Source organism: Streptomyces sp. NBC_01283 (assembly GCF_041435335.1).
Classification (GTDB): domain Bacteria; phylum Actinomycetota; class Actinomycetes; order Streptomycetales; family Streptomycetaceae; genus Streptomyces.
The window spans coordinates 1,308,890-1,332,353 of record NZ_CP108430.1 but is presented as its reverse complement, the minus strand read 5'-3'; the positions used below and the strand labels follow the sequence as shown (position 1 = coordinate 1,332,353).

23 protein-coding genes, 2 pseudogenes and 1 riboswitch are annotated in these 23,464 nt (G+C 71.7%); of the genes and pseudogenes, 17 read left to right on the top strand and 8 right to left on the bottom strand.

Annotated features, from left to right (window positions below; all coding sequences use genetic code 11):
- Positions 1–74: 74 nt before the first annotated feature.
- Positions 75–1,115, top strand: coding sequence for a LacI family DNA-binding transcriptional regulator (locus OG302_RS06330; protein WP_371525823.1), 1,041 nt, complete (start codon positions 75–77; stop codon positions 1,113–1,115).
- A gap of 22 nt (positions 1,116–1,137) precedes the next feature.
- Here the strand turns inward: OG302_RS06330 and trxA are convergent, their stop codons facing one another.
- Positions 1,138–1,533 (bottom strand): thioredoxin, encoded by a 396-nt coding sequence (gene trxA / locus OG302_RS06325; protein ID WP_361831509.1) that lies wholly within the window; start codon positions 1,531–1,533, stop codon positions 1,138–1,140.
- Positions 1,534–1,679: 146 nt separating this feature from the next.
- Here trxA and OG302_RS06320 point away from each other — a divergent pair, with 146 nt between their 5' ends.
- Entirely contained in the window at positions 1,680–3,110 is a 1,431-nt protein-coding gene (locus OG302_RS06320; protein ID WP_371525822.1) for an NAD(P)/FAD-dependent oxidoreductase, read from the top strand.
- An 81-nt stretch (positions 3,111–3,191) separates the two neighbouring features.
- On the opposite strand, the gene OG302_RS06315 is transcribed toward OG302_RS06320, so the two are convergent.
- Both OG302_RS06315 and OG302_RS06310 read right to left on the bottom strand, forming a co-directional pair.
- The gene (locus OG302_RS06315) at positions 3,192–3,800 is read right to left on the bottom strand and encodes a chemotaxis protein CheB (RefSeq protein ID WP_371525821.1); all 609 of its coding nucleotides are present in this window, start codon (positions 3,798–3,800) and stop codon (positions 3,192–3,194) included.
- Between the two features lie 329 nt (positions 3,801–4,129).
- A complete protein-coding gene (locus OG302_RS06310; protein WP_371525820.1) occupies positions 4,130–6,121 on the bottom strand; it encodes a heavy metal translocating P-type ATPase in 1,992 nt (663 codons plus the stop codon).
- A 95-nt stretch (positions 6,122–6,216) separates the two neighbouring features.
- Here OG302_RS06310 and OG302_RS06305 point away from each other — a divergent pair, with 95 nt between their 5' ends.
- The 3 genes from OG302_RS06305 to crcB (OG302_RS06295) are packed head-to-tail and all read left to right on the top strand — an operon-like array spanning position 6,217 to position 7,430.
- Positions 6,217–6,582 carry an ArsR/SmtB family transcription factor gene (locus tag OG302_RS06305; RefSeq protein ID WP_371525819.1) on the top strand — a complete coding sequence of 122 codons (366 nt, stop codon included), beginning with the start codon at positions 6,217–6,219 and terminating at the stop codon, positions 6,580–6,582.
- A 43-nt stretch (positions 6,583–6,625) separates the two neighbouring features.
- The gene (gene crcB, locus OG302_RS06300) at positions 6,626–7,033 is read left to right on the top strand and encodes a fluoride efflux transporter CrcB (protein WP_371525818.1); all 408 of its coding nucleotides are present in this window, start codon (positions 6,626–6,628) and stop codon (positions 7,031–7,033) included.
- A 22-nt stretch (positions 7,034–7,055) separates the two neighbouring features.
- Entirely contained in the window at positions 7,056–7,430 is a 375-nt protein-coding gene (gene crcB / locus OG302_RS06295) for a fluoride efflux transporter CrcB (protein WP_371525817.1), read from the top strand.
- Positions 7,431–7,485: 55 nt separating this feature from the next.
- On the opposite strand, the gene OG302_RS06290 is transcribed toward crcB (OG302_RS06295), so the two are convergent.
- Entirely contained in the window at positions 7,486–7,833 is a 348-nt protein-coding gene (locus OG302_RS06290; RefSeq protein WP_371525816.1) for a tetratricopeptide repeat protein, read from the bottom strand.
- 177 nt (positions 7,834–8,010) lie between these two features.
- Here OG302_RS06290 and OG302_RS06285 point away from each other — a divergent pair, with 177 nt between their 5' ends.
- The gene (locus OG302_RS06285) at positions 8,011–8,976 is read left to right on the top strand and encodes a pirin family protein (protein WP_371525815.1); all 966 of its coding nucleotides are present in this window, start codon (positions 8,011–8,013) and stop codon (positions 8,974–8,976) included.
- A 52-nt stretch (positions 8,977–9,028) separates the two neighbouring features.
- On the opposite strand, the pseudogene OG302_RS06280 reads toward OG302_RS06285, so the two are convergent.
- Positions 9,029–9,109: pseudogene (locus OG302_RS06280) on the bottom strand (transcriptional regulator); the annotation flags it as partial.
- On the opposite strand from OG302_RS06280, the pseudogene OG302_RS06275 reads away from it, so the two are divergent.
- The 5 genes and pseudogenes from OG302_RS06275 to OG302_RS06255 all read left to right on the top strand — a co-directional run.
- Positions 9,079–9,333, top strand: a pseudogene (locus OG302_RS06275) (zinc-binding dehydrogenase); the annotation flags it as partial. The pseudogenes OG302_RS06280 and OG302_RS06275 sit on opposite strands and share 31 nt — an antisense overlap.
- 86 nt (positions 9,334–9,419) lie before the next feature.
- Positions 9,420–9,761 carry an ArsR/SmtB family transcription factor gene (locus tag OG302_RS06270; RefSeq protein ID WP_371525814.1) on the top strand — a complete coding sequence of 114 codons (342 nt, stop codon included), beginning with the start codon at positions 9,420–9,422 and terminating at the stop codon, positions 9,759–9,761.
- A 3-nt stretch (positions 9,762–9,764) separates the two neighbouring features.
- A complete protein-coding gene (locus OG302_RS06265; protein ID WP_371525813.1) occupies positions 9,765–10,274 on the top strand; it encodes an SRPBCC family protein in 510 nt (169 codons plus the stop codon).
- The gene (locus OG302_RS06260) at positions 10,274–10,894 is read left to right on the top strand and encodes a dihydrofolate reductase family protein (protein WP_371525812.1); all 621 of its coding nucleotides are present in this window, start codon (positions 10,274–10,276) and stop codon (positions 10,892–10,894) included. Before OG302_RS06265 ends, OG302_RS06260 begins: the two co-directional genes overlap by 1 nt.
- A 168-nt stretch (positions 10,895–11,062) precedes the next feature.
- Positions 11,063–12,259 carry a cytochrome P450 gene (locus OG302_RS06255; protein ID WP_371525811.1) on the top strand — a complete coding sequence of 399 codons (1,197 nt, stop codon included), beginning with the start codon at positions 11,063–11,065 and terminating at the stop codon, positions 12,257–12,259.
- 149 nt (positions 12,260–12,408) lie between these two features.
- On the opposite strand, the gene OG302_RS06250 is transcribed toward OG302_RS06255, so the two are convergent.
- Complete coding sequence (locus OG302_RS06250; protein WP_371525810.1) at positions 12,409–13,239, bottom strand: PIG-L family deacetylase; 831 nt, start codon at positions 13,237–13,239, stop codon at positions 12,409–12,411.
- A 510-nt stretch (positions 13,240–13,749) separates the two neighbouring features.
- Between OG302_RS06250 and OG302_RS06245 the strand changes: the two genes are divergently transcribed.
- Positions 13,750–14,922 (top strand): serine hydrolase domain-containing protein, encoded by a 1,173-nt coding sequence (locus OG302_RS06245; RefSeq protein WP_371525809.1) that lies wholly within the window; start codon positions 13,750–13,752, stop codon positions 14,920–14,922.
- A 31-nt stretch (positions 14,923–14,953) separates the two neighbouring features.
- Here the strand turns inward: OG302_RS06245 and OG302_RS06240 are convergent, their stop codons facing one another.
- On the bottom strand, positions 14,954–15,781 hold the full coding sequence (locus tag OG302_RS06240) for a MarR family transcriptional regulator (protein WP_371525808.1): 828 nt from the start codon (positions 15,779–15,781) through the stop codon (positions 14,954–14,956).
- A 178-nt stretch (positions 15,782–15,959) separates the two neighbouring features.
- Between OG302_RS06240 and OG302_RS06235 the strand changes: the two genes are divergently transcribed.
- The 3 genes from OG302_RS06235 to OG302_RS06225 all read left to right on the top strand — a co-directional run bounded on the left by OG302_RS06235 (position 15,960) and on the right by OG302_RS06225 (position 18,484).
- Complete coding sequence (locus OG302_RS06235; protein WP_371525807.1) at positions 15,960–17,219, top strand: sensor histidine kinase; 1,260 nt, start codon at positions 15,960–15,962, stop codon at positions 17,217–17,219.
- Positions 17,204–17,851, top strand: coding sequence for a LuxR C-terminal-related transcriptional regulator (locus OG302_RS06230; protein WP_371525806.1), 648 nt, complete (start codon positions 17,204–17,206; stop codon positions 17,849–17,851). The genes OG302_RS06235 and OG302_RS06230 overlap by 16 nt, the downstream gene beginning before the upstream one ends.
- An 84-nt stretch (positions 17,852–17,935) precedes the next feature.
- On the top strand, positions 17,936–18,484 hold the full coding sequence (locus OG302_RS06225; RefSeq protein ID WP_371525805.1) for a MarR family winged helix-turn-helix transcriptional regulator: 549 nt from the start codon (positions 17,936–17,938) through the stop codon (positions 18,482–18,484).
- A 349-nt stretch (positions 18,485–18,833) separates the two neighbouring features.
- On the opposite strand, the gene metE is transcribed toward OG302_RS06225, so the two are convergent.
- Complete coding sequence (metE, locus tag OG302_RS06220; protein WP_371525804.1) at positions 18,834–21,155, bottom strand: 5-methyltetrahydropteroyltriglutamate--homocysteine S-methyltransferase; 2,322 nt, start codon at positions 21,153–21,155, stop codon at positions 18,834–18,836.
- 162 nt (positions 21,156–21,317) lie between these two features.
- Positions 21,318–21,535, bottom strand: a riboswitch (cobalamin riboswitch).
- A gap of 152 nt (positions 21,536–21,687) precedes the next feature.
- On the opposite strand from metE, the gene tsaD reads away from it, so the two are divergent.
- Positions 21,688–22,758 (top strand): tRNA (adenosine(37)-N6)-threonylcarbamoyltransferase complex transferase subunit TsaD, encoded by a 1,071-nt coding sequence (gene tsaD, locus OG302_RS06215; RefSeq protein WP_371750027.1) that lies wholly within the window; start codon positions 21,688–21,690, stop codon positions 22,756–22,758.
- The gene (locus OG302_RS06210) at positions 22,758–23,396 is read left to right on the top strand and encodes a GNAT family N-acetyltransferase (protein WP_371525803.1); all 639 of its coding nucleotides are present in this window, start codon (positions 22,758–22,760) and stop codon (positions 23,394–23,396) included. The genes tsaD and OG302_RS06210 overlap by 1 nt, the downstream gene beginning before the upstream one ends.
- The last annotated feature ends 68 nt before the right edge of the window (positions 23,397–23,464 follow it).

Here is a 23,464-nt window from a genome sequence, read left to right as displayed (position 1 = left end):
CCCGCCGCAGGCCGGTGGCGCTGTGGCGCCCGCCTGGGAGCGCGCCCACACCGTCTGGAAAGATGAGCCCTGCCATGGCGCAGATACCGAACAAGACCGCACACCAGTCCGAGCAGTATTCCGTGCCGACGAGCGCCGACGTGGCGCGTCTGGCGGGAGTCTCGCGCGCGACCGTCTCGTACGTCCTGAACAACACGAGCGCCGTCCGCATCAGCGAGCCCACCCGCCGCCGTGTCCACGAGGCCGCCAAGGAACTGGGGTACGTCCCGCACGCCGCGGCCCGCAGCCTGCGCGCCGGGCACACGCGGGTGGTCCTCATGCCCACGCCGCAGATCCCGGCGGGCCCGCTCTTCAGCGAGTTCTTCAACGAGCTGCAATGGGCACTCAGCAGGTTCGACTACACCGTCGTGCAGTACGGCAGCCTCGGCCTGACCGGCGAGGAGGCGGCCCGCGCCTGGGCCGAGCTGCGCCCGGTGGCGGTCCTCGCCCCCGACGCCTCGGGACTCGGTGCGCGCGGTGTGAGCGTCCTGAAGCGCTCGGGCGCCAAGGCCGTCTTCACGATCGGCCCGCAGCGGGCCGAGGGCGCCCACGCCCTGCTCATGGACCAGCGTCTGGTGGGGCAGTGCGCCGCCACCCACCTCCTGGAGCGCGGCAGCCGGCACATCGGCGTCGTGATGCCCGAAGAACGGGGCCTTGAGCCTTTCGCCCGTCCGCGCGCCGAAGGCATCCGCGGCACCGTCGCACGGCACGGCACGGACGCGACGGTGACCGATCTGCCCCTGGCCTACGACGAGGGGTCGGCGGCCCGGCTCGCGGCGCGCTGGCGCACACTGGGCGTCGACGGAGTGTTCACGTACAACGACGAGTACGCGATGCTGCTGATGCGGGCGCTGCAGGACGAAGGCATCGCCGTCCCCGAGGAGACGGCGATGATCGGCGCCGACGACTTGATGCTCGGCAGGCTCCTGCGGCCGCGGCTCAGCACGGTCCGCATCGAGCTGCCGTCGGGTCAGAAACTCGCGGAGCTCGTCGACCGGGTCGTGCGTGACCCGGGCATGGAGCCCGAGGTGCACGACGTGCTCGGTGCGACGGCAGTGCACCGCGAGTCGAGCTGACCCTTCTGCTGGTGGGTCTTCCTTACTGCTCCTGCCCCTGAGCCTGCGCCTTGGCCTGCTCCTCGGCGACGGACTGGCGGACCTCGTCCATGTCCAGCTTCCTGGCCTGCCCGATGACGTCCTCGAGGGCGGCCTCCGGCAGGGCGCCGGGCTGCGCGAACACGGCCACCTGATCGCGGACGATCATCAGCGTGGGGATCGACTGGATGCCGAAGGCCTGAGCGAGCTCAGGCTGCGCCTCCGTGTCCACCTTGCCGAAGACCATGTCGGGGTTGGCCTCGGCGACCTTGTCGTAGACGGGCGCGAACGACTTGCACGGACCGCACCACTCCGCCCAGAAGTCGATCAGGACGAATTCGTTGTCCGTGACCGTCTGGTCGAAGTTTTCCTTGGTGAGCTCCACAGTCGTGCTGCTCATGGTGTTTCCCTCTTCCTGCTGCTGTCGGTCGAAGCCGCTGTGCACAACGGCCCGGGCGGCGGACGTATTCCACGCGCTCACCCGATGCTCGTTCCGCGCGCGTACCCATGTGGCCACGTCGCACACCTGCGACCACACTGGCTTCCATGACGGATTCGAAGACGTACGACGTAGTGGTTCTGGGTGCGGGTCCAGTGGGGGAGAACGTCGCGGACCGCGCCCGTGCGGGCGGCCTGAGCGTGGCGATCGTGGAGAGCGAACTCGTCGGGGGCGAATGCTCGTACTGGGCGTGCATGCCGAGCAAGGCGCTGCTGCGCCCGGTCATCGCCCGCGCGGACGCCCGCAAGGTGCCCGGGCTGCGCCAGTCGGTGCAGGGCCCCCTGGACGCGGCGGCGGTCCTCGCGCACCGCGACTACTACACCTCGCACTGGAAGGACGACGGCCAGATCGGCTGGCTGGACTCGATCGGCGTGGACCTCTACCGCGGCCACGGCCGCATCGCCGGAACACGACAGGTGACCGTCGCGGGCTCCGACGGCACCGAGCACACCCTGAACGCCCGCCACGCGGTGGCGGTCTGCACCGGCACCCGTGCCGCCCTGCCCGACCTGCCGGGCCTGGCCGAGGTGAAGCCCTGGACGAGCCGCGAGGCCACCAGCGCGGACCACGTGCCCGGCCGCCTCGCGGTGGTCGGCGGCGGTGTGGTCGCGGTGGAGATGGCCACGGCCTGGCAGGCGCTCGGCTCGCAGGTCACCGTGCTCGTCCGCGGCGATGACGGGCTGCTCCCGCGCATGGAGCCGTTCGCCGGAGAGCTGGTCACCAAGGCGCTGACGGAAGCGGGCGCGGAGGTCCGCACCGGCGTCTCCGTCACGGGCGTGCGGAGGGAGGACGGCACGGTCACGGCGACCCTGAGCGACGGCGGCACCCTGGAGGCCGACGAGATCCTGTTCGCCACGGGCCGCGCCCCGCGCACCGACGACCTCGGCCTGGAGACCATCGGCATGGACCCCGGCTCCTGGCTGCCGGTCGACGAGAGCCTGCGGGTGCAGGGCAGCGACTGGCTGTACGCGGTGGGCGACGCCAACCACCGCGCGCTCCTCACCCACCAGGGCAAGTACCAGGCCCGTATCGCCGGCGCCGCGATCACCGCCCGCGCCCAGGGGGTGCCGCTCCTGGAGACCGACGCCTGGGGCGCGCACGCGGCCACCGCCGACCATGCCGCCGTGCCCCAGGTGGTCTTCACCGACCCCGAGGCGGCATCGGCGGGCCTCACCCTCGCGGAGGCGGTAGCCGCGGGCCGCCGGGTGCGTGCCGTGGACTACGACATGGCGGGCGTGGCGGGTGCCGGGCTCTACGCGGACGGCTACGAAGGCCGGGCGCGCATGATCGTCGACCTCGACCGCGAGATCCTGCTCGGCGTGACCTTCGTGGGTCCGGGCGTCGGCGAACTCATCCACTCGGCGACGGTGGCGATCGCGGGGGAGGTGCCGATCGACCGCCTGTGGCACGCGGTCCCGGCGTATCCCACGGTCAGTGAGGTGTGGCTGCGGCTACTGGAGACCTATCGCGGGGCGTGACCCCGCGCCGCTCGAACCACTAGGAGCCCGTCACCACTGCGGTGACGGGCCCCGCCGCGTGCGCGTGCTTCAGGAACTGCCTCAGGAGCTCCGGGCCGGCTGGAGGAGGCGGAGGATGAGGGGCGCGATCTCCTGTGCGGGGCGCACGTGGTCGACCTGGCCGGTCCCGATGGCGGACTTGGGCATGCCGTGGAACTCGGCGGTGGCGGGGTCCTCGACGATGACGATCCCGCCACGTGATTTCACCGCCTCGACTCCCCGGGCGCCGTCGCCGTCGGCTCCGGTGAGCACACAGGCGATGATCTGCGTTCCGTAGACCTTCGACGCGGATTCGAAGAGGGGGTCGGCGGCCGGGCGGGCGTAATTGACCGGGCCCTGCTGGGTCAGCGCCAGCGTGCCGCCCTCGGTCACGCACAGGTGGTGGTCGGGCGGCGCGATGTGGACACATCCGGCCTGCGGGTGCTCGCCGTCGTCGGCCAGTTTGACGCGGAGGCCGGTGGCGCGGGACAGGACGGCGACGATGTGCGTGCGCCGGGAGCGGCGCAGGTGCTGGGCCACCAGCACGGACGCCGGAAGATCGGCACCGAGGCCGCCGAGCAGGGTCTGCAGCCCCTGAACGCCACCGGCGGACGAGGCGACCATCACGATCGCGCGGTGCCCGGGGGACGGTTCGCTCTGCCTGCTGTTCACGCGTCGACCCTAGCCCGGTCAGGTCGTCGCGGCGGGGACGGCTGCGGGTGTCGACGGATCGGCGGATGGCGGATGGCGGACGATGGATCCTGAGGTGGGCGGCGCCGCCCGGTCGACGCCCCCAAGGCTCGGCGCGGATGCCGCAGGCCGGGGGCGTTCGGTCAGTGGCGTGCGTTCTGCCGTGCCGCGTCTCGTAGGAGTCGTAGTCCGTTGAGGCCGACGATCGCGGCGGCGGCTTCGTGGCCGACGGTGCCGAGGGCGGGGCGGGAGGTTGCCGGGCGGTTCCCGGTGGGCCGGGAAGGTGGATGCCGTAGGCCGGGGGCGTTCGCTCAGTGGCCTGCGCCCTGCCACGCCGCGTCCCGTAGGAGCCGCAGCCCGTTGAGGCCCACGAGCACCGTGGAGCCCTCGTGGCCGAGTACGCCGAGGGGGAGCGGGAGGTTGCCGAGCAGGTCCCAGGTGACCAGGGCCGCGATGAACGTTCCGGCGATCACCAGGTTCTGCACCACGAGCCCGCGGGCGCGCCGGGACAGGGCGATCACCCTCGGCACGGTGGCGAGTTCGTCCCGCACGATGACGGCGTCGGCGGTCTCCAGGGCGAGGTCGGAGCCGGTACGGCCCATCGCGATGCCGGTATGGGCCGCGGCCAGGGCAGGCGCGTCGTTGACTCCGTCTCCGACGACCAGGACCCTGCGCCCGGCGGCCTCCGCCCCGCGCACCGCCGCGACCTTGTCCTGGGGGAGCAGCCCGGCCCGTACGTCGTCGATGCCGACCTCCGCCGCGATGCGGGCCGCGGCCTGCGCGTTGTCGCCGGTGAGCAGCATCGGAGCCGTGCCGGTGAGGGATTCCAGGGCGGCGACGGTCGTCGCGGCGTCCGGGCGCAGGCGGTCGGCGACGCCGAGGACACCCGCGGGGATCCCGTCGCGCAGGACGAGCACGGCGGTCTGACCGTCCTCGCCCAACTGCCCTGCCCGACGCAGGACTTCGGCGCTAGCCGGGTCCTCGCTCCCATCGGTCGGCCCGGTGCCGAGCAGCCGTGCCGGGGCGCCCACCTCCACGGTCGCGCCCCCGACCGTGGCACTCACCCCAACCCCCGGCGCCGACGCGAAGTCCGCCACCGGCGGAAGGTCCAGGCCGCGAGCGCGCGCCGCGCTCACGACCGCGCGGGCCAGCGGGTGTTCGCTGCGGTGCTCGGCCGCCGCCGCGAGAGTGAGGAGGCCGTCGTCGGTCAGGCCGCTGCCGGGCAGCGCGTGGACGGCGGTCACCCGCGGCGTGCCCTCGGTCAGGGTGCCCGTCTTGTCGAGGGCGACCGCGTCGACCTGCCCCAGACGCTCCATCACGATGGCCGACTTGACCAGAACACCGTGCCGTCCCGCGTTCGCGATCGCCGAGAGCAGCGGCGGCATCGTGGCAAGGACCACCGCGCACGGCGAGGCCACGATCATGAAGGTCATCGCCCGAAGCAGCGCCCCGGTCAGGTCGTCGCCGAACGCCAGCGGCACGGCGAACACGGCGAGCGTGGCGACGACCATGCCGAGCGAGTACCGCTGCTCGACCTTCTCGATGAACAGCTGGGTGGGCGCCTTGGTCTCCGACGCCTCCTCGACCATCGCCACGATCCGCGCGATCACCGATTCCGACGCGTCACGCCCGACCCGCACCCGCAGCGCCCCCGCCCCGTTCAGCGTGCCCGCGAACACCTCGTCCCCGGCCTCCTTGACGACCGGCAGCGGCTCCCCGGTGATCGTCGCCTGATCGACGTCGCTCGCACCCTCAAGTACCTCGCCGTCCGCGCCGACCCGCTCACCGGGTCGTACGAGGATGACGTCGCCGACCTTCAACTCCGCCGTGCCGACCGTCTCCTCACCGCCCGCGACGGTCAGCCGCGTGGCCGTGGCGGGCGCCAGGTCGAGGAGGCTGCGCACCGAGTCGGCGGTGCGCGCGGTGGCAAGGGCCTCAAGGGCGCCCGACGTGGCGAAGATGACGATGAGCAGCGCCCCGTCCATCACCTGCCCGATCGCCGCCGCGCCGAGCGCCGCGACGATCATCAGCAGATCGACGTCCAGGGTCTTCTCGCGCAGCGCCCGCAGCCCGGCGAGCGCGGGCTCCCAGCCCCCGGCACCGTACGCGACGGCGTACAGCGCGCCCCACAGCCATGAGGGAGCCCCGGCCGGCTGGAGGGGCAGCGCGATCAGGAACGCGGCCGTGGCCGCCGCCGCCCAGCGGGCCTCGGCCAGCGCGAGGACACGGGTGCGGCGGCGTGGAGCCCCGCCGGGACCGGCGGAAGTTCCCTGGTCGGAGCGGGGGAGCAGGGCAGTGGGCATGGCGAAGGAACCCTTCACGGGCTGGGGAACGGCAACGCCCCCACCGTACAGGAATGAATGAACAGCTTTTCATGAGTCATCGATAGGATGGCGCCATGGGCCACGGAGTCGACGACAAGAGCACCGCCACCACACGCGAACGCCTGGACACCGTGGGGGCCGCCGACGTCGCCGCCACGCTCCAGGCCCTGGCGACGCCCTCACGGCTGCTGATCCTCGCCCGTCTGCAGGAGGGCCCCTGCGCGGCCGGCGATCTGGCGGAGGCGGTCGGCATGGAGCAGTCGGCCTGCTCGCACCAGTTGCGTCTGCTGCGCAATCTCGGCCTCATCACGGGCGAACGGCGCGGCCGTTCGGTCATCTACGCCCTCTACGACCACCACGTGGCCGAACTCCTCGACCAGGCGCTCTTCCACGTCGAGCACCTGCGCCTCGGTCTGCGGGACACCCCGCAGGGCGGTTAGCCTGACTGTGATCTTCAGTCATGACTTCAATCATGATCTTCAGGTGAGGGAGAACGGCGTGTGGCCCGTGGTGGCGGTCGTGGCCGTCGGCGGAGCGATCGGCGCGTCGGCGCGCTATGGGGCGTCCCTGATCTGGCCCACCGTCCCCGGCGCCTTCCCCACGACGACGCTCCTGGTGAACGTCATCGGATGCGCGGTCATGGGTGCCTTCATGGTGATCCTCGCCGAGGTGCGGACACCGCACCGTCTCCTCCGGCCCTTCTTCGGTACCGGCGTGCTCGGCGGCTTCACCACCTTCTCCACCTACGCGCTGGACATCGAACGCCTGGTGGACGCCGGCCACGCCCGCACGGGCCTGGCCTATCTCGGCCTCACGCTGCTCGCGGCCCTCGCGGCGGTGTGGAGCGCGGCATGGGCGACGCGTCGCCTGTTCCTGGCGAGGCGGGCGTGACCGGCCGGGGCGGGGCTCGCCGGTGAACTGGCTCTGCGTGGTGGCCGGGGCGATGATCGGAGCCCCGCTGCGCTTCCTCACCGACCGCGCCGTGCAGGCCAGGCACGACACCGCGTTCCCGTGGGGAACGTTCACCGTCAACGTGCTGGGCAGCCTGATCCTCGGCGTGCTCACCGGCGCGACGGTCGCGGGCGCCGCCTCCTCCCACACCCAACTGTTCCTGGGCACCGGCCTGTGCGGCGCCCTGACGACGTACTCGACCTTCTCGTACGAGACGCTGCGGCTCTCCGAGGGCGGGGCCCGGTTCTACGCGGCGGCCAACGTCCTGGCCAGTGTGGCCGCCGGGCTCGGCGCGGTCTTCGTGGGCGTCGCGTTGGCGGAGGCGTTGTGGGGCTGACAGGGCGCCGGTGGTCAGTGCCACCGGCGCCCTGTGCACGCAGTCGCTCCCGGGATCAGACCTCGGTGAAGTCCCCCGAGAGGGCCGCCGCCATCCGCAGGTGCGGGGCCGCGTCGGTGTCCCGTCCCTGCCGTTCGAGCGTGCGGCCGAGGAGCAGCCTGGCGTACCGCTCCACGGGGTCGAGCTCGATGACCGTACGCAACTCGCTCTCGGCGCGCCGCAGTTGCGCCGAGTGGTAGTAGGCGCGGGCCAGCAGCAGACGCGGGGCGACCTGCTCCGGTACCTCGTCGGCCAGGGTGCCGAGGATGCGCGCCGCCGTGGCGTACTCCTTGGCGTCGAAGAACTGCCGCGCGCGCTCCCAGCGCTCCGCCGCGGTTCCGTGGTCGTAGTACGTCGTGTCCACTCTTGCCTCCTTCGAGCCGTCCAACGGGCACGGGTAGTTAAATATTCCACTACCTACGTCCATCCCCGCCTCTGCCTCCTCCGGGACGGCATCGGTCAACACGGATACGGCGGTTCCGCCGGAATGACCGGGGCGGACGCCTGACGGTCGGTGTCCCACGGGTCTAGGTTGTGCGACATGAGCAATCTTGATCGCGAGGCGGTCCCGTCCCTGTGCGGCGGTCGCGGGTTCGTCGTCGCCGAACCGGTACGGGAACTCCTCAGCCCCCGGAAGGTCAAGCTCGGTGAGTCCACCGAGGTCCGCCGCCTGCTGCCCAACCTGGGACGCCGCATGGTCGGAGCCTGGTGCTTCGTGGACCACTACGGCCCTGACGACATCGCGGACGAGCCGGGCATGCAGGTGGGTCCGCACCCGCACATGGGCCTGCAGACGGTGAGCTGGCTGCACGAGGGCGAGGTCCTGCACCGCGACTCCACGGGCAGCCTCCAGGCGATCCGCCCCCGCGAGCTCGGCCTGATGACCTCGGGCCGGGCGATCTCGCACTCGGAGGAAAGTCCCAGGTCCCACGCCCGCCTCCTGCACGGCGCCCAGCTGTGGGTGGCGCTGCCCGACATCCACCGCAACACCGACCCGCGCTTCGAGCACCACGCGGAACTGCCCCTGGTCACGGCCCCCGGCCTCACGGCGACCCTCATCCTGGGCACGGTCGACGGCACCACGTCACCCGGTACGACCTACACCCCGATCGTCGGCGCGGACCTCGCCCTGACCCGCGACGCGGACGTACGCCTGCCACTGAACCCCGACTTCGAGTACGCGGTCCTCGGCATGTCCGGCGAGACCCGGGTGGACGGTGTCCCCGTCCTGCCCGGCTCGATGCTGTACCTGGGCTGCGGCCGCACCGAACTGCCACTGCACGCCGAGTCGGACGCGGATCTGATGCTGCTGGGCGGCGAGCCGTTCGACGAGGAACTCATCATGTGGTGGAACTTCATCGGGCGGTCGAACGAGGACATCGCACAGGCCCGCTCGGACTGGATGGCCGGCTCGCGCTTCGGTGAGGTGAAGGGGTACGACGGCGGTCGGATTCCAGCCCCGGAACTCCCGGCGGTTCCCCTGAAGCGCCGGGGGCGGGTGCGCTGATCGGCGCGGACGCCGGCACGGGGAGGGGCAGGACCGAACGGCATGGGGCCCAGAACGCGTCGCGCAGAGTCTCCAGGAGGCGGGCGATGTTCGCCTCGTCGCGGCGGTAGTGCGACGTACCCCTTCCTCTTCGTCAGCCCCGGACGGGCGAAGCTCGAGGCCCTCGGCCGGCTGGTCGACCAGGGCGGACTCCGGCCGGTGATCGGTGCCGTGCTGCCGCTGGCCGGCATCGCGCGGGCGCACGCACTGCTGGAAGGCGGCTCCGGCGGCGCGGGCCGCGGACGCCCACGCGGCAAGATCGCGATTGCTGTGCACCCCCTGGGCGAGTCGTCGCGCGGGGCAACGTCCTTGTCTTGACTCGAAGTCTTGACTCGAAGCGTCCGGCAGGGCGCGCCCGATTCCGCACCGCTTGACGCATGCCCATATGGGAATATGATGTTGCCATGGCACGAGCAGCGACGACGTCGGACGTCTTCAACGCGATCGCCGAGCCGCAGCGGCGGGACATCCTCCTGCTGCTGCGGGCGGGGGAGCGGCCGGTGACCGAATTGGCCGAGGAACTGGGGATGACCCAGCCGGGGGCGTCCAAACACCTGCGGGTGCTCCGGGAGGTCGGGCTGGTGCGGGACCGCAAGGCGGGCAAGCAGCGCCTGTACGGCCTCGACGCCCGCGGGCTGCGACCGGTCCACGAGTGGACCGGCGGGTTCGAGCAGTTCTGGAGCGAGAGCTTCGACCGGCTTGACGCATACGTGCAGGACCTCAAGCAGGCACAACAGGAGGAGTGACCGATGGCAGCGACAGGACGGGACCACGCGTCGGCGCAGTCGGCGACGGCCGACCGCGAGATCGTGATCTCCCGGGCCATCAGCGCCCCACGGGAGCTGGTGTTCGAGGCGTTCACCGAGGTGCGGCACCTGTCACGGTGGTGGGGGCCGGAGGGGTTCACCACCACCACGCGGGCGTTCGAGTTCCGCGTCGGCGGGGAGTGGGACTTCGTGATGCACGGCCCGGACGGGACGGACTACCAGGAGTGGATCTCCTGGACGCAGCTCACTCCACCGGAGCGGATCGAGTTTCTGCACGGCGAGTCCCGCGACGACCCGAACGCCTTCGAGTCGGCTCTCACGTTCGCGTCCGAGGGCGAGGCGACCCGGATCGAGATGCGCACGCTGTTCCCCACCAAGGAACTGCGCGACGAGGCGGTCGAGAAGTACCACGCGATCGAGGCCGGCGGGCAGACCCTGAGCAACCTGGCTGACTACGTCACCGAGATCGTTTCGAAGGGAGCGGAGGGCTGATGGCCGGCAAGGTGTTCTTCAGTGTGTCGATGTCGCTTGACGGGTTCATCGCGCCCGAGACCTCCGAGGAGTTGATGGGGAAGCAGTGGATGGAACTGCAGCAGTGGGTCTTCCCGCTGCGGTTCTTCCGGGAGAACCTGAAGCTCGGCGGGGGCGGCGAGGAAGGGCGCGACAACGACATCGTGCGGGAGACGTTCGAGCGCACCGGCGCGAGCGTGATGGGCAAGCGCATGTTCGACGCGGGCGAGCAGATGTGGCCGGCGGAAGCGCCGTTCCACACGCCGGTGTTCGTCGTCACGCACGAGAAGCGTGACCCCTGGGAGCGGCCCGGTGGGACCACCTTCCACTTCGTCAACGACGGAATCGAGACCGCGCTCGACCTGGCCCGCGAGGCCGCCGGCGACCGGGACGTCCGCATCGCGGGCGGTGGCGCGACGATCCTGGAGTACGTGAACGCGGGCCTCGTCGACGAGTTCTCGATCGCGCTGTCACCCGTGCTGTTCGGCTCCGGCATCCGCCTGTTCGACGGCGTGGACGCGTCCAGGGTCGCGCTGGAGCCGGTCCGTTCGGAGCCGTCGTCGCGGGTGACGCACCTGACCTACGCCGTGCGCCCGCGGTAGCCCCGGCAAACACACTGATGTCCCCGAAGTGCACGCTGTCCGCGTCGGTGACCGGTCTCCATACCGGTCCGACTCCGATGGCCCGCGCCTACGCTGGCCGTGCCCAAATGTGTCGCGGACGGCGGCCACGCGGCACCAGTTGGAGCCTGAGAGTTGGAGCCTGAGAGTATGACCGACCCGACTCAGGACCCCCGCTTCCTCCGGGATCCGTATCCGGCCTACGCGGCCATGCGGGCCACCTGTCCGGTGCAGCCCATGCCCACCGGATCTACGGGACCCGCCGGCTCCGGGAAGCATTCCAGCTACGTGGTCACCGGCTACGCGGAAGCCCGAGAAGCCCTCGCGGACGCCCGACTCTCGAAGGACACGGCCGCCTTCTTCGCGGGCAAGGCATCACGGCGTCGCCTGCACCCTGCCGTCGCTCACAACATGCTGGCCGGCGATCCGCCCCAGCACACCCGGCTGCGCAAGCTGGTGACCAAGGCATTCACGACCGGGGCCGTCAAGGAACTGCGTCCGTTCATCGCCCGCGTCACCGATGAGCTGCTCGATCGGTGGCCCGCCGACGAGCAGTTCGACTTCGTGGCCGGCCTGGCGGTACCACTGCCGGTCAGTGTGATCTGCGAACTGCTCGGAGTTCCGGAGACGGACCGGGCCGATGTCCGGCGCTGGTCCGCGGAGCTGTTCGCGGCGGGGGAGCCCGACGTCATCGACGCCGCCTCGCACGCGATGGCCGAGTACATGACGGGCCTCATCGCCGCCAAACGCCTGGAGCCGGGCGGCTCACTCCTCGACCGGCTCATCTCGGCCCGCGACGGAGGCGATCAGCTGAGCGAGGAGGAGCTGGTCTCCCTGGCAGTGCTGCTGCTCGTGGCCGGACACGAGACCACCACCAACTTCCTCGGCAACGCCGTCCTGGCGCTGCTCCAGCACCCGGCCGAGCTGAATCGCCTGCGGGTGAATCCGGACGAGGTCCCTGCCTCACTGGATGAGCTGCTGCGCTATGAATCCCCCGTGAGTACGGCCACTTTCCGGTTCACCACGGAAGACCTCACGCTCGGCGGTACCGGGATTCCGGCCGGTGTCCCGGTCCACGTCTCTCTCGGCGCGGCCAACCGGGACCCCGAGCGCTTCCCGGCACCGGACCTGCTCGACCTGGACCGGGACGCCTCGGCCCACCTCGGCTTCGGCCATGGAATCCACCGCTGTGTCGGCGCGCCCCTGGCCAAAGCCGAAGCGGAGATCGCCCTCAGAGCGGTGCTGACTCGCTTCCCCGGGATCCGTCTCGCCGTACCGGCTGATCAACTGACCTGGCGGCGCACTCGTCTCGTCCGAGGCCTCGCATCGCTTCCTGTCCTGGCGTAGACAGCCAGCGACGTGCGGCGGACAGCGTCACCTCGGCTGAGGTACGGAACCTGCCTGCGGAGCGCGGCATGCGCCTGATCGTCCGTGTTCAGGACAGGGGCCAGCACGTCGGCCACGTCCGCTGGCAGGCTCTCGTTCATCTCAAGGGATCAGCGCAGTCCGGCGAAGAGGTCGGTCTCGGGTTCGGCCGCGCCGGTGGCGTCCTTGACCCGTACGAAGGTCTCCACGCCCATCAACTCGCCGAACCGCTCCTTGCCCATCTTGAGGAAGAAGATGTTCTCGCCCTGGCTGGCGTGCGCGGCCAGCGCGTCGAACTTCTGACCGCTGAACGCGGTGGTGTCCACCCAGGTGGTGATCTCGTCGTCGGGGAGGCCGATCTCGGCCATCGCGGCGGCCTCGGCCGGGTCCGGCTCCGGCATGTCACCGAGCTCGCGCATGGTCTCCCCGAAGCGCTGCATCGCCGAGCGGGGCATCGTCGTCCAGTACACCTTAGGGGTCAGGTCGACCATCTCCAGCGCCGCCATCGTGATGCGGTGGGCCTGGATGTGGTCGGGGTGGCCGTAGAAGCCGTTCTCGTCATAGGTGACGACCACGTCGGGCCGGTAGTGCCGCATGAGTTCCGCGAGCCGGGCGGCGCCTTCCTCCACGGGGGTCTGCCAGAAGGAGCCGGGGGCGTCGTTGCTCGGCCAGCCGATCATCCCGGAGTCGGCATAGTCCAGCATCTCCAGATCGCTGATCTTCAGGACGTCACAGCTCGCCTCGAGTTCCTTGCGGCGCATCGAGGCCACGGCCGCCGGATCGTGCCCGGGATCGCCGGGCTTGACACCCCCCGGTCCGTCACCGCAGCCGCCGTCGGTACAGGTCACGAGAACCGTGCGGATTCCTTCCGCCGCGTACCGCGCGAGGACCCCTCCGGTCCCGGTGGCCTCGTCATCGGGGTGGGCGTGTACTGCCATGAGCGTCAAAGGCCGGTCGGTCATGGTGAAAGTCCTCCTGCGGAAATTACGTCGTGGTCCACGTGCCAAGCATGGTGGGTGTATCGCGGTGCCGGGCCCGGCCCTGGCGAGGCGGGCCGAGGCGGACGACCTGGTGGTCTCCCGTGTTCCCCGCCCCCGTACGCCACCGGTCCCTCGGGTGATGCAACAGTGCGGGCCGGGCCGACTGTTCCCGGCACGGCCGCTTGATCTTCCGGGGAAGCCGGTGGGGCGGGCGGAGCTGTCCCCTTGCGGCAGCGGCAGCGGCAGCGGCAGCGGCAGCGGCAGCGGCAGCGGCAGCGGAGGCGGAAGCGGACAGCGCACCAGACCGCCGCCCAGGGTGCCGTCGCCGGTGTGTCCCTGGGGTTCTCCCCACCCCGGATCCGGGCGATCGCCCCATCCCGTCGCCCCGCACGCCCCGACCACCATGGGACGACGCAGAGGGACGGGCACACACGGTGGCCCCGACGGGGACGCACCGCCCGCCCACCACGCCTCGCCCACCCGAGGACGCACATGACCCCCTACAAGCGAGCGTTGGGCTGCCTGCTCGCGCTGGCGGCGACGGCCGGTGTCACCCTGGGCGCGCTGCCCGACGACGCCCGGGCGCGGCCGAAGACCACCGCGTCCGCTACCGGCGACCACCCTCAACTCCGCGCGCTCCTGCACCGGTTGACCACGGCCGACGGCAGCCCCGGCGCGCTGGTCACGCTGCGGGACCGGTCCGGCGGCACCGTGCTGACCAGTGGGCTGGCGGACGTAAGGCGGCACACGCCGGTGCGCGCAGACAGCAGGTTCCGGATCGGCTCCATGACCAAGCCGTTCGTGGCGACCGTCGTGCTCCAACTGGTGGGCGAGGGCCGCGTGGTCCTCGACGCGCCGGTCGAGCGCTACCTCCCCGGCGTCGTCCGCGGCCACGGCAACGACGGGCGGAAGATCACGGTCCGCCGGCTTCTCCAGCACACCAGCGGCCTGTCCGACTACCTCAACCACCTCAAGCCGCAGGGCGTCATCGACGACCCGCTGGCCCACCACGACACCCGCGACCTCGTGCGCCTCGCGCTCGCCCACCGCCCGGACTTCGCGCCCGGCACCGACGTGCGCTGCTCCAGCACGGGCTATCTGCTGGCCGGCATGCTCATCGAGCGGGTCACCGGGCACACGTACGGCCAGGAGATCCGCCGACGCGTCATCGAACCGCTCCACCTGCGCCGGACGTCCGTCCCGGGCGACGCCCCGGGGATTTCGGGCCCGCACCCGCGCGGCTACGTGCGGACGCACAAGGACGCGCCGCTCAAGGGCAGCACCGCGCTCAACCCCACGTTCGCGGGCCCGAGCGGCTCCATGATCTCGAGCGGCGCCGACATGAACCGCTTCATGGACGCGCTCGTCCGCGGCAAGCTGCTCCGCCCCGCCCAGCTCCGGCAGATGATGAACACCCGGCCCACCGGCTCCCCGGACGGCGGGGCCTACGGCCTCGGCCTGGAGAGCCACCCGCTGCCGTGCGGCGGGCTCGCCCGGGGGTACGACGGCGGCGTACCCGGCTACCAGACGATCGGCGCGGTCACGGTCGACGGCAGGCAAGCCACGGCCATGGCGAACGTCTTCCCGGGTGAGACGGACGCCCAGGACGACGACATGAGGGCCGCCATCCCGATGGCGCTCTGCGAGGACGGTCCCTCGCCCTGACACCAGCGGGGGCTCCTCGCCGAGGACCACCTCACTGCGAACCCGCGGCCACCAGCGTCGCGGTGATGGGTTCGAGTTCGGTGACCAGCTCGTCGAGCTCGGCGGGGGACAGGGCGTCGTACGGCGGGGCGGCGAGCTCGTCGGTGAGGGCTTCGATGCGTTGCTTGGTCTCGCGGCCGGCGTCGGTGAACCGCCCGTCGGCGTCGACGAGCCCGCGTTCGCGCAAGCCGTCCATGACCGCCACCAGCCGCTCCTTCGGCAGGTGATGGATGCGCCCGAACGATTCCGGCGGGTGGATGCCCATCTCCAGCGCGCTGAGCACGTGGGCCTCCGCGCCCCCGATGTGTGCGCCGACGAGTGCGGCCACGTGCCCGTCACCTCGGTGCTCGCGCAGCATGGTCGCGGAATGCCACAGCCGCGCGACCGGATCACTCGGCACCGGCAGGGAGCGCATCCCGGCATACATCACCCGGCCCTCCATGGGCGCGTTCACCGCGGCTCTGGTGGTCAGGTCGGCGGCGCGCACCAGGCCAGGGGAGCCGGCGAGTTCGGCGCCGAGGATCCGCCGCAGGGAGGCCGCGCTGCCCCGCTCCCGCGCGGCGACGGACGCCTCGGGCGGGATCGTCTCCCACGCGCTCGGGATGTGCCGCGCGGCCTCCCCGTCGGCGAAGTTGTAGAACGCCGCGTGCACGACCTGCGCGGGAACCCGCCCCAGCGGCGCGGCCCGGCTGGCGAAGTAGCCGTCCCAGTAGGTGCGGTGGCCGAGCGCGGCCAGCTCCTCGTTGCACTCGTCGGCGAAGAAGGTGACCAGGCAGATCGGTTCCAGGAGCTCGAACATGCGGCGGGCGGTGTGCGTCATGGCCGACATCATGCCCGCGACGTGTACGAGGAACCGTGTCGCCGTATAGGCCTGGGCGCAGAGGTGGGTGGGTCTGGACCCACTTCATGGCTGACCTGGGAGGCATCGGGCTCCGTGCCGTGCAGAGTGGAGTCACCGGGCCGGACCGGCCGGGGGTGATGAAGCCGAGGGAAGAGTCATGAGACAGGTCGTGTCGTGGGCTGCGGGTGCCTGCACGGGGTTCGTGCGGGCATGCGTGGTGGTGGGCGTCAGCATGCTGGTCCCGGCGGTGTGGGCCGCCGCTGTGGCGCTGGGTATCTGGTGGGGCGCGGGAAACCCCTGGTCGTGGCTCGCGCCGGTGGTGCTGGTGATGGTGGGATCGCTCGCCCTTTCCCGTCCGGTCTGCCGGATCTTCCGCCATCTCGTCGCGCGGTGGACGGCCACCGTCGTTCCGGCCGGGTACCGGCAGGCCGAGCCGGTGGTGCGGATGTCCACCGGGTACTGGTGGAACGGCTTCTCCTATGAGCGCACCCGCCGCGACGCCCTCATGGACCAGCGGTGGCGGATCTGGCGCAGCGACCCGGCCAACTGGCGTGACCTGCGCTTCACGGGGATCGCGCCGTTCACCGCGGGCCTGGTCGCGGCCGTCCCGCCTGCCGGTGCCGCGGTGGCAGTCCTGGGGCTCGGCCAACCGGGTCTCGGCGTACGCCTTTTCGGGGTGGTCGGCCTGGCCGTGGCCATCGGGAGCGCTCCGTACGCCTGGCGGGTCGTGGAGCCGGTGACCGCACGTTTCCTGCGGCCGTCGGCCGCGATGGTCCTCGCGGACCGGGTGGATGAGCTGACGGCCCAGCGGGCGGACACGACGGTCGCGCAGGCCGCCGAGATCCGCCGGATCGAGCGGGACCTGCATGACGGGGCACAGGCCCGCCTGGTCGGGCTCGGGCTCTCGCTCGCGACCGCCGAGAAGCTGATGGAGAGCGACCCCGAGCAGGCCAGGGCGCTGATGAGGGAGGCACGGGTGGGCGCCACGACGTCCCTGACCGAGCTGCGCGAACTGGTCAGGGGCATCACCCCGCCGGTGCTCAACGACCGCGGGCTCATCGACGCCGTACGCGCCCTCGCCCTGGACTGCCCGGTCGAGGCGACGGTCAGCTCCGACGTCCGGCTGCGGCTCGACCCACCCATCGAGTCCGCCGTGTACTTCGGGATCGCGGAACTGCTCACCAACGCGGTCAAGCACGCCCGGGCGACCCGGGCGCGGATCTCCGTCGCGTGGGACGGCACCGGCCTCGTCGTGGACGTCGAGGACGACGGCCGGGGCGGGGCGAGCGCGCGCCCCGGCGGTGGACTCGCGGGGCTGCGCCGCCGGCTCGCGGTCTTCGACGGCACCCTGGAGATCACCAGCCCGGCAGGCGGGCCGACCCGCATGAGAATAGTGGTGCCATGCGAATCGTTGTAGCCGAAGACCTCTACCTCCTGCGCGACGGAATGGTCCGCCTGATCGAGGCGTGCGGACACCAGGTGGTGGCCACGGCGGGCACCGGTCCCGAGACGCTCGACGCGCTCCTGACCTGGCGCCCGGACGTCGCCGTCGTCGACGTGCGGATGCCGCCGACCCAGACCGACGAGGGCCTGCGGGCGGCCATTGCCGCACGCGCCGAACTGCCCGGTCTGCCGGTCCTGATCCTCTCCCAGTACGTCGAACAGCTCTACGCCCGGGAGCTGTTGGCCGACGGCACCGGCGGCATCGGCTACTTCCTCAAGGAGAGCGTGTTCGACGCCGACCAGTTCGTGGACGCCCTGGAACGCGTCGCCGCAGGGGGAACCGCCATGGACCCGGCCGTCATCGCGAAACTGCTGTCCAGCGGGTCGTCCGGCCGGCTGCTCGAACGGCTCACCGAACGCGAACACTCCGTGCTCGGTCTCATGGCCGAAGGGCTGTCCAACCAGGCCATCGCCCGGCGGCTCTTCCTGAGCGACAGCGCCATCAGCAAGTACACGACGTCCCTGTTCGGCAAGCTCGGCATCACCGATGACGACAACAACAACCGGCGCGTCCTCGCCGTCCTCACCTATCTGAACAATCCCTGACGGGGCGCGAAAAAGGATGGGCCGGCGGGCAGAAGAGAGGAAGCAGAGCCGCCCGCGCACCACCGATCAGGGAGAGCGCCCCTCATGACCAGTCGGAAGAGCACCGCCGAGCCCGTGGAGGACGGAACCGTCGACGACGGCGCGCCCTGGACGCGGGGCCTCCACGGCGACACGGGATATCTGCTCTACCGTCTGGGCCTGCGCTCGGGGCAGCTCTTCAACGCGATGCTCCAGAGATCCGGTCTGCGCCTGCGCCACTACGCACTGCTGCGCCACCTGGCCACCGTGGAGGGCGCGGCGCAGCGCGAGCTGAGCCAGGAGCTCGGGCATGACCCCAGCGCGATCGTCGGCCTGGTCGACGACCTGGAACGCCTCGGCTTCGTCGAACGCCGCCCCGCCCCCGACGACCGCCGCCGTCGCATCGTCGTCCTCGCCCCGGCGGGCCACGACTTCCTGCGCGAGTCGCACGAGGCGGCCCGCGGCGTCACCGACGAACTCCTGTCCCCGCTCGGCCCGGAGGAGCGGGAGACGCTGCACGGGCTGTTGTCGCGCATGGCTCACGCGGGTGGCGGATCGTCCAGGAGCGCATTCATCCGGCGGTCGAGTTCAGGGCCCGCAGTGTCGCCGGAATGATTGGTGCGCACGATGGCCATGGTCCGCTCTATCCACGCCTCGCCCGGGTGACGGCCCATCTCCCGCCACTCGTGGAGCACGGTACGGAGGTAGCGTTCGCCGGGCCGCACAGAGCTGGAGCAGGGCGTGCGCCGCCGAGACCTCCTCGCCACCCCTCATCCAGGAGATGCCCCCACGCTGCTCGCCGCCGGGCGCCATGCCGTACGTCCAGTACGGATCGATCGCCGGAGTGACGGGAGGCATGCCGAGTCGATGTCCGCCAGTGTGACCCGCACGTCCTTGAGCTCCTCCAACCAGGAACGGGGCGGCCGTTCCCTCTCGAACGGCCGCCCCGTTCCGCGCGTTCAGGTCACAGACGTGGGGGCAGCTCCGCCCGCACCTCGCGTGCCGCCGCGACCAGGTTCTCCAGGGAGGCCCGGGTCTCGGGCCAGCCCCGGGTCTTGAGGCCGCAGTCCGGGTTCACCCACAGCCGGTCGGCGGGGATGGCCTCAAGTCCCTTGCGCAGCAGGGCCGCTGCCTCCTGCGTGCTCGGGACGCGCGGGGAGTGGATGTCGTAGACGCCCGGCCCCGCCTCGCGCGGATATCCGTGCTCGGCCAGTTCGCGGGCCACCTGCATGTGCGAGCGGGCGGCCTCCAGGCTGATGACGTCGGCGTCGAGGTCGTCGATGGCTTGGACGATGTCGCCGAACTCGGCGTAGCACATGTGGGTGTGGATCTGCGTGTCCGGTCGTACGCCGCTGGTGGTGAGACGGAAGGATTCCGTGGCCCAGTCGAGGTACGCGGCGTGTTCGGCGGCGCGCAGGGGGAGCGTCTCGCGCAGCGCGGGCTCGTCGACCTGGATGACCGAAGTGCCCGCGTTCTCCAGGTCGTTGACCTCGTCGCGCAGGGCGAGCGCGACCTGGCGCGCCGTGTCACCGAGCGGCTGGTCGTCGCGGACGAAGGACCAGGCGAGCATGGTGACGGGACCGGTGAGCATGCCCTTCACGGGGCGGTCGGTGAGGGAGTTGGCGTACGAGGTCCAGCGCACCGTCATCGGCTCGGGCCGGGAGATGTCGCCCGCGAGGACCGGCGGGCGCACATAGCGCGTGCCGTACGACTGGACCCAGCCGTGCTGCGTGGCGAGATAGCCGGTGAGTTGCTCGGCGAAGTACTGCACCATGTCGTTGCGTTCGGGCTCGCCGTGCACCAGGACGTCGATGCCCGCCTTCTCCTGGAAGGTGAGGACGTCGCGGATCTCCGAGCGGATCCGCTCCTCGTAGCCGTGCGTGTCGATGCGGCCCGCTCGCAAGTCGGCGCGTGCGGTGCGCAGTTCGGTGGTCTGCGGGAACGAGCCGATGGTCGTCGTGGGCAGTTGCGGCAGCCCCAGGCGGGCTCGCTGGGCCGCCGCGCGCTCCGGGTAGGCGTGGGCGCGGCGGGCGTCGGACGGGGTGACGGCGGCGACGCGGGAGCGTACCGCCGGGTCGTGGGTGAGGGACGACCCCGAGCGGGACGCCAGGTCGGCCCGGTTGGCGGACAGTTCGGCGGTGATGGCGCCCGTGCCCCGGGCGAGGCCGCGGGCCAGCGTGGCGATCTCGGCGGTCTTCTGCCGGGCGAAGGCCAGCCAGCGGGCGACCTGCGGGTCGATGTCCCGCTCGGCGGTGGAGTCCAGCGGGACGTGAAGCAGCGAGCAGGACGCGGAGACGTCGACCCGGTCGGCGAGGCCCAGGAGCGTGCCCAGTGTGGCCAGGGACTTCTCCAGGTCGTTGATCCAGATGTTGCGGCCGTTGACGACGCCCGCGACCAGACGCCTGCCGGGCAGCCCGCCGACGGCGGCGAGATCCTGGAGCTGGCCGGCGGCGGCCTCCGTGAAGTCCAGGGCGAGGCCCTCGACGGGCGCCTTGGCGAGCACGGGCAGTGCGTCGCCGAGCCTGCCGAAGTAGGAGGCGATCAGGAGCTGGGGGCGGTCGGTGAGGGCGCCCAGGTCGCGGTAGGCGCGGGCGGCGGCGTTGAGTTCCGCCGGGGTGCGGTCCTGGACCAGGGCGGGCTCGTCCAACTGCACCCACTCGGCGCCCGCGGCACGCAGATCGGCGAGGACCTCGGCGTACACGGGCAGCAGCCGGTCGAGGAGCGTGAGCGGCTCGAAGTCGGCGGCCACGCCGGGCGCGGGCTTGGCGAGCAGCAGATAGGTCACCGGGCCCACGAGGACCGGGCGCGCGGCGAGGCCCACGGCGACGGCCTCCTTGAGCTCGGCGACCTGCTTGGCGGAGTCGGCGGTGAAGACGGTGTCGGGGCCGAGCTCCGGCACGAGGTAGTGGTAGTTGGTGTCGAACCACTTGGTCATCTCGAGCGGCGCCACGTCCTGGGTGCCGCGGGCCATCGCGAAGTACCCGTCGAGGGCGTCGGTGTCGACGGCCTCGCGGTGCCGCTGCGGGACGGCCCCGACCATGACGCTGGCGTCCAGGACATGGTCGTAGTACGAGAAGTCGCCCGTCGGTACTTCGTGGATGCCCGCGTCGGCGAGCTGCCGCCAGGTGGACCGGCGCAGCATCGCCGCGGTCTCCCGGAGGGCGTCGGCGGTGACGCGGCCCTTCCAATAGCCCTCGACGGCCTTCTTCAGCTCCCGGTCGGGGCCCTGGCGGGGGTAGCCGTACACGGTGGCCCGTGCTGCCGCGGCTGCGGACTTCGCTGTCACGGAAATCTCCTTCGCGAGATGACTCCTGAGAATCCCGGGGACGGGACACGGACGCGAAGGGATGACGGACCGGGCGGACCGGACGCGCGCCACCGGCGCGGTGCTCCACCTGATCTGTACGCCGACCCGCCCACGAGGTCACCGGGATGTCCGCACATGAGGGATCACGTACGGGCAACGGGCAGGTCTTCGGACTCGCGGGCACACCTGCCGAGGCAGGTTCCTACTGACCGTCGCTTCCCGGGTCCGCGACGGACCCAGTGCGTATGACGGCGGTCGTTCCCACTCACCGCTGCGGGGCAGTCCCGGATTTCCACCGGGTTCCCTCTTGCGACGCGTCTGCCTGGCGGGCAGGGCGAACCAGCTGCACCCATCAGGCTAGAGGGTGGTCGGCGTCTTGGGCAGTACTGATCACATTCCGGACCGTGAGGTGAGACACGGAGCCACCCGGCGGTGGGGACACCGCCCGGAGGTCTTATTGCACATGGCTTGCAACTACACTTCCCACGCAGAAAGTCTGTGGGTGAAGGAGATGCCGGTGGCAGCGGGGCGCATTGTGCTGGGGATCGAGTCGTCCTGCGACGAGACCGGAGCGGGGATCGTCTCGCAGGGGCGGCTGCTCGCCCATGCGGTGGCGTCCAGCATGGACGAGCACGCCCGGTTCGGCGGCGTGGTTCCCGAGATCGCCGCACGAGCGCATCTGCACGCGTTCACCCCGGTCGTCCAAAACGCCCTCGACCAGGCGGACCTGAAGCTGTCCGACATCGGAGCGGTGGCGGTCACCACGGGTCCCGGCCTGTCCGGCGCGCTGCAGGTCGGCCTCGCGGGGGCGAAGACCCTCGCGTACGCGCTCGACGTCCCGTTGTACGGCGTGCACCACCTGGCCGGGCATGTCGCCGCCGACACGCTGGAGCACGGCCCGCTGCCCGATCCCTGCGTGGTCCTGATCGTCTCCGGCGGGCACACCTCGCTGCTGCTCGTCCGGGACCTGGCGCGCGATCCCATCGTGCACCTGGGGGACACCCTGGACGACGCGGCGGGCGAGTGCTTCGACAAGGCCGCCCGCGTCTTCGGCCTGCCCTACCCGGGCGGCCCCGCCATCGACCGCGCGGCCCGCAGCGGTGATCCGCGCGCGGTCGCCTTCCCGCGCCCGCTCACCGGACCGAAGGACGCCCCGTACGCCTTCTCCTTCTCCGGACTCAAGACCGCCGCCGCGCGCTGGGCCGAGGGGCACGCGGGGCGCGAGCTGCCGGTGGCCGACGGCGCGGCCTCGCTCCAGGAGGCCGTCGCGGACGTACTGACCCGCAAGGCGCTGGCCGCCTGCCGCGATCACGGCGTCCGCACCCTCGTCGTGGTCGGCGGTGTCGCCGCGAACTCGCGGGTGCGTGTGCTCGCCGAGGAGCGGTGCGCGGCCGAAGGTGTGCGGCTGCGCGTGCCCCCGATGACCCTGTGCACGGACAACGGTGCGATGATCGCCGCCGTCGGCGACCTGCTCGTACGGGCCGGGGCCGAGCCCGCCCCCTGGGACGTGTCGGTCGACCCGTCCGCCCCTCTGACGTACGCGGCCCTGCGGCCGGGGGCGGCCGCGGCGAGGGCCGCCTGATGGCGGCGGTCGTCCGGCTACTGCGGGGCCATCAACTCCTCGCGTACGGCGCCGCCTTGCGCACCGTCTACGCCGATGCCTTCCGTGTGCCGCCCTGGCACGAGGACGAGGAGAGGGTGGCGGAATTCATGGTCCGGCTCGGCGACGACGTACGCCGTCCCGGGTTCACCGCGGTGATCGCACTGGAGGGGACGGACGTCGTCGGCTTCACCACCGGGTGGACCACGCCCGAGCCCTTTCCCGCCGACCGCTGCTATCCGCAGGCGGCGGCCGGACTCGGCGCCGGGCGCGCCCGGTCGTGGCTGTGCGGGGCCCGTGAGATAGACGAACTCGCCGTGCACCCTGCGGCGCAGGGCACCGGAATCGGAGCCGCCCTGCTGGCGGCGATGGCCGAAGGCGCTCCCGACGACCGTGTCTGGCTGCTGACTTCGGTCCGGTCGGCGCAGGCCATGGGCTTCTACGAGCGCCAGGGCTGGACCCAGGCGACCCACCCCTCACCCGACGGCAAAGGCGTCGTCGTCTTCCTCGGGCCCCGCCACCCCGCCCGGACGCTCGCGGTGCTGCGCGGCGGGGAGGCGGCGGTCTCCCGCGAAACGTGGCCCGTTTCGGGTGTGCACGAGCCGATGCACAGGGGTTGATCAGGGGCGTACGCCCCTGGTCGTGTGCGCTCGCGCGTGCCACAGGTGGGGCGACCCCACAAGTTGTC

What these genes read in the sequence shown, in the direction of transcription:
- OG302_RS06330 (WP_371525823.1), top strand. Translation starts at nt 75, where the DNA reads ATGGCGCAGATACCGAACAAGACCGCACACCAGTCCGAGCAGTATTCC.
- trxA (WP_361831509.1), bottom strand. Translation starts at nt 1,533, where the DNA reads ATGAGCAGCACGACTGTGGAGCTCACCAAGGAAAACTTCGACCAGACG.
- OG302_RS06320 (WP_371525822.1), top strand. Translation starts at nt 1,680, where the DNA reads ATGACGGATTCGAAGACGTACGACGTAGTGGTTCTGGGTGCGGGTCCA.
- OG302_RS06310 (WP_371525820.1), bottom strand. Translation starts at nt 6,121, where the DNA reads ATGCCCACTGCCCTGCTCCCCCGCTCCGACCAGGGAACTTCCGCCGGT.
- OG302_RS06305 (WP_371525819.1), top strand. Translation starts at nt 6,217, where the DNA reads ATGGGCCACGGAGTCGACGACAAGAGCACCGCCACCACACGCGAACGC.
- OG302_RS06285 (WP_371525815.1), top strand. Translation starts at nt 8,011, where the DNA reads ATGAGCAATCTTGATCGCGAGGCGGTCCCGTCCCTGTGCGGCGGTCGC.
- OG302_RS06270 (WP_371525814.1), top strand. Translation starts at nt 9,420, where the DNA reads ATGGCACGAGCAGCGACGACGTCGGACGTCTTCAACGCGATCGCCGAG.
- OG302_RS06265 (WP_371525813.1), top strand. Translation starts at nt 9,765, where the DNA reads ATGGCAGCGACAGGACGGGACCACGCGTCGGCGCAGTCGGCGACGGCC.
- OG302_RS06260 (WP_371525812.1), top strand. Translation starts at nt 10,274, where the DNA reads ATGGCCGGCAAGGTGTTCTTCAGTGTGTCGATGTCGCTTGACGGGTTC.
- OG302_RS06255 (WP_371525811.1), top strand. Translation starts at nt 11,063, where the DNA reads ATGACCGACCCGACTCAGGACCCCCGCTTCCTCCGGGATCCGTATCCG.
- OG302_RS06250 (WP_371525810.1), bottom strand. Translation starts at nt 13,239, where the DNA reads ATGACCGACCGGCCTTTGACGCTCATGGCAGTACACGCCCACCCCGAT.
- OG302_RS06245 (WP_371525809.1), top strand. Translation starts at nt 13,750, where the DNA reads ATGACCCCCTACAAGCGAGCGTTGGGCTGCCTGCTCGCGCTGGCGGCG.
- OG302_RS06240 (WP_371525808.1), bottom strand. Translation starts at nt 15,781, where the DNA reads ATGACGCACACCGCCCGCCGCATGTTCGAGCTCCTGGAACCGATCTGC.
- OG302_RS06235 (WP_371525807.1), top strand. Translation starts at nt 15,960, where the DNA reads ATGAGACAGGTCGTGTCGTGGGCTGCGGGTGCCTGCACGGGGTTCGTG.
- OG302_RS06230 (WP_371525806.1), top strand. Translation starts at nt 17,204, where the DNA reads ATGCGAATCGTTGTAGCCGAAGACCTCTACCTCCTGCGCGACGGAATG.
- OG302_RS06225 (WP_371525805.1), top strand. Translation starts at nt 17,936, where the DNA reads ATGACCAGTCGGAAGAGCACCGCCGAGCCCGTGGAGGACGGAACCGTC.
- tsaD (WP_371750027.1), top strand. Translation starts at nt 21,688, where the DNA reads ATGCCGGTGGCAGCGGGGCGCATTGTGCTGGGGATCGAGTCGTCCTGC.
- OG302_RS06210 (WP_371525803.1), top strand. Translation starts at nt 22,758, where the DNA reads ATGGCGGCGGTCGTCCGGCTACTGCGGGGCCATCAACTCCTCGCGTAC.